Annotated in this window: 3 protein-coding genes and 1 pseudogene; 2 read left to right on the forward strand and 2 right to left on the reverse strand. The window is 61.3% G+C overall.

Annotation, left to right across the window (positions count from 1 at the left end; genetic code table 11):
- A pseudogene (locus C0V97_RS05850) lies at positions 1-235 on the forward strand (transposase); the annotation flags it as partial.
- Positions 236-244: 9 nt separating this feature from the next.
- On the opposite strand, the gene C0V97_RS05855 reads toward C0V97_RS05850, so the two are convergent.
- Positions 245-1,807: an outer membrane beta-barrel protein gene (locus C0V97_RS05855; protein ID WP_233581997.1), complete on the reverse strand. Its 1,563-nt coding sequence runs from the start codon at positions 1,805-1,807 to the stop codon at positions 245-247.
- Between the two features lie 194 nt (positions 1,808-2,001).
- Here C0V97_RS05855 and C0V97_RS05860 point away from each other — a divergent pair, with 194 nt between their 5' ends.
- Entirely contained in the window at positions 2,002-2,718 is a 717-nt protein-coding gene (locus C0V97_RS05860; protein ID WP_127101651.1) for an MgtC/SapB family protein, read from the forward strand.
- 89 nt (positions 2,719-2,807) lie between these two features.
- Here C0V97_RS05860 and C0V97_RS05865 read toward each other — a convergent pair.
- Positions 2,808-3,434, reverse strand: a 627-nt coding sequence (locus C0V97_RS05865; protein ID WP_233581998.1) for an SMP-30/gluconolactonase/LRE family protein, incomplete at its 5' end; no start/stop codon positions are given.

The raw sequence follows: 3,434 nt of genomic DNA on the forward strand, positions 1-3,434 counted from the left end.
CCGCTTGGTTCAGGGACGGGCTGGAGGAAAAGGGGATCAGACCTTGCATTCCAGGCCGGAGATCCCGCACGACGCCCGTGAACTACGACAAACGCAAATACCGGCACCGCAATCGTATCGAGATCATGTTCGGCCGGCTCAAGGACTGCAGGCGCATCGCCACACGCTACAACAGATGCCCGACCGTCTTCTTCTCAGCCATCTGTCTCGCCGCTACCGTCTGTTCTGGCTATGAGTCCTGAGCCTAGAAGCTCCAAATCATGTCGCAGGAGAACCAGAGCATCGTCGAATCACCGTTGCGAACGATCGGGTCTAAGGCCGGGGCGTCGCGATTGAAGGGACGCGTGCCGTTCAGGCTCTGATCGACGCGTATCTCGGGACGCAGAACCACCCGCCCGAGCGGCCTGTGGCGATTGTGCAAACCCGGTTCGTAGCGCAGCCCAAGGGTCAGGTCCCCATAGGTCGTGGGTGGCGCGGCGTAGAAGGGATAGGGCTGGTTGCGTAATTGCTTGCCGAATGACGTCGTGCCCGGATAGGCCGCGATAAGCACCCCGGTATTGTCGCGAAAAACCTCCGCCCGGAGATTCAGTCGCAGGGCTGGCGTCACGTCCCAGGCCAGATAGGCCGTGCTGCCCCATGCATCGTCATCGGGCACCTCATCATGCAGCCAGGTGCTGCCGAAGGTAACGGACAGGGTCTTGCTCGGATGATAGGCCAGCAGAAGATCCGCATTGACCTGCATCCTGTGCGCTGCCGCTTCGCCGATCCCGGCACTGACCCAACCCTCAGGCGAGAGACGCGAATCGCCGTCATGCCCCTGCGGCCCTGCGCGCCCGATCAGGTGCCCGTCGAGACGATCCCCGAGAAGATGGGTGAAAGAAACGCCCAGATAGCCTTTAGGCCGATTGTTGTTGCTGCTCTGGCCAAAAGTGGTCGAATTCCCCGCATCCACCCCCAGGATACCATCGAGACGGGGCCCGATATGGGCCGTTGCGATCACCCCGACCGTCTGGAACGGGACGATGAAATCCGAGCTGTAATTGAAGCTGTAGAATGGGCGGGAGAGAGCAGCCGTTCCCTCTGTACCCATCAACCCGTAGGATTGCCCGATCTGGAAATCGATCCCACGGCCAAACAGCCAGGGCGTGTGCAGATCAATATGCGCCTGTGTGGGAGCCCATTGATACATTCCGCTCAGGGCACGATCACCCATGCCGATCGTGACATCGAAACGGGAGTCGGACCCGTACATGGCCTCCGCTACAAAACCCAGACGATACCCGGCGCCGATATCGGTCATGGCGTGAGAAACGGTGCCCAGAATCTGATCGAGGGTGAGCGTATTGGCCCGGTCCAGATAGAACTGGCCAAAATTACGGGCTGAACGCGTCCAGGGATTACCCGCTATGCCGCCTTCTACCGTCATGTGCGCCTCGATCCCCTCCCAGTAGCCGCCATCGTGCGGCGCTCGCGACCGGCGTGGCGGCGGCACACGGATGCTCTGTCTGTGACTCAGGGACGTTGCACGCCCGCGCTCCTTGATCTGGATCGGGGCTGTGTCGGTATGGCGCCGCGTGGCTGCATCAGACGACGAGGCCAATGGGGGCCGCGCGCCTGAAAACGACATCGCCGTGGAGGACGAAGCGTGAGAGAGCACTGCTGGACGGAGCGGAACCGCTGTGATTGCTTGCGCTGCCGGGGAATACGGCCAGAGCCATAACGGCAATACGATCATGGCGCTGCTGAACAGGCGTGCGACAGCGTGGCGCGGTCGCGCGTTCTGAAAACGCCGGATGCGCCGATACATCCTGTGAGTCTCCCTCCCTGACACACCCGCAACACGGACGCGCCACCTTGGACCCGTTTGGCGCTCACGATCACGTGATATAATATTGCCGATCGTGGAGATTCAGTCGGAAAATCCCTACCGGGCGGGTGGGCGCAGGAGGGAAAACCGACTAGACAGGCCGGGCCAGCCAACCAGCCAAGACTGGATCTCCGATGCGCTTCATCGAGACTTTCGACCTCCATTCCTTTACGGATTCGAGTATCAGCCTGTTGAGCGCCTTCGTGTTCGGCACGCTGATCGGCGCAGAGCGGCAATATCGACAACGGACTGCGGGCGTACGAACGAACGCGCTGGTAGCCCTGGGTGGCGCCGCCTTTGTCGATCTGGCCCAACGCATTGCGGGTGACGTCGAATCCCTGCGCGTGATCGCCTATGTCGTTTCGGGAATCGGGTTTCTGGGGGCGGGCGCCATCATCAAGGAGGGCGCCACCGTACGCGGCATGAATACGGCCGCCACGCTCTGGTGTTCCGCCGCTGTGGGCGCCTGTGTGGGCAGTGACATGCTGGCCGAGGGATTTCTGCTCACTTTCTTTATCATTGCAGGCAATACGCTGCTGCGTCCCATCGTGCGCGCAATCGACCGGATCCCGCTCCAGGCCAAGGCGATGGAAACCGGATACGGGCTGCGCGTCGTCACCTGCCGTCTGAGCGTGCAGGACATGACCACGCAGTTGAAAGCCCGGCTTGAAGATGCGGATTACACAATCGGAAAATTGTCTCTGAGCGATGAGGATAACGACCAGATCGCCATCACCATCGCTCTGATGGTGTCATCCAATGGCGCGAGCGCGCTTGAAACCCTGGTCAGCACGCTCATGACAGATAGCCGTGTAAGCGCCGCCTCATGGTCGCTCAACACCGATAACTGACCAAGCCTGCGAGGGAGCCCTATAAGGGTGTCCCTCTTCCATGACACGCGATAAACGATCGCCTGCGCGATTCCTGCCATAAAGGCTTCTCAGGGCTGATAGGGCGGCAGGGTGATCCTGACGACAAGCCATGGGCGCTGCTCCTTATCCACTCCGTCATTCAGGGCAGGCTGGCGTGACCATTGCCCGATCGTGGCGTAGAGCGTGTTGTCCCGATAGGCGAGACCATCCGGGGAAATCAGCCTCGGGTCGTGGGCTACGACCGAGATCGTGCCATCCGGCGTGCGCTGCAAGATACCATGACGCTCGATATCGGTCAGGAACAGACGTCCATCCGGCGCAGTGGCCATGCCATCGCCCATGCCCGCCTCGCCTTCATCCTTGACGCTGAACTCGATCTCCGTCTCGGTCGCCTTGGGGTCAGCCAGAACCGCGGTGGGCGCGGAGTAGAGTTCGCGGCTCGTCAGTGGTTGCCAGAACAGGGTCTGCTGGTCGGCACTCAGGCCAATGCCGTTGGCACCGGCCTGGGCCATGGTCGGCTTGTCCGGATTGTAGCGCGACGCCTTGCCATCGAGCACCGCCAGGAAACCATGACGCGGCATGACCGGTTCAGTATCGGCCAGCAGGCGCCTCTGGGTGTTCGTCGCAATATCTACGACGATCAGAGCGGGATGCACGGTCAGGGAGGAATCCGTGATGAAGGCAGTTCCACGGTC

The organism is Asaia sp. W19, from assembly GCF_003994335.1.
Classification (GTDB): Bacteria; Pseudomonadota; Alphaproteobacteria; order Acetobacterales; family Acetobacteraceae; genus Asaia.

Bases quoted from the DNA above. Each gene is read 5' to 3' on its own strand.
- C0V97_RS05860 (WP_127101651.1), top strand. From the start codon at position 2,002: ATGCGCTTCATCGAGACTTTCGACCTCCATTCCTTTACGGATTCGAGT.
- C0V97_RS05855 (WP_233581997.1), bottom strand. From the start codon at position 1,807: ATGTATCGGCGCATCCGGCGTTTTCAGAACGCGCGACCGCGCCACGCT.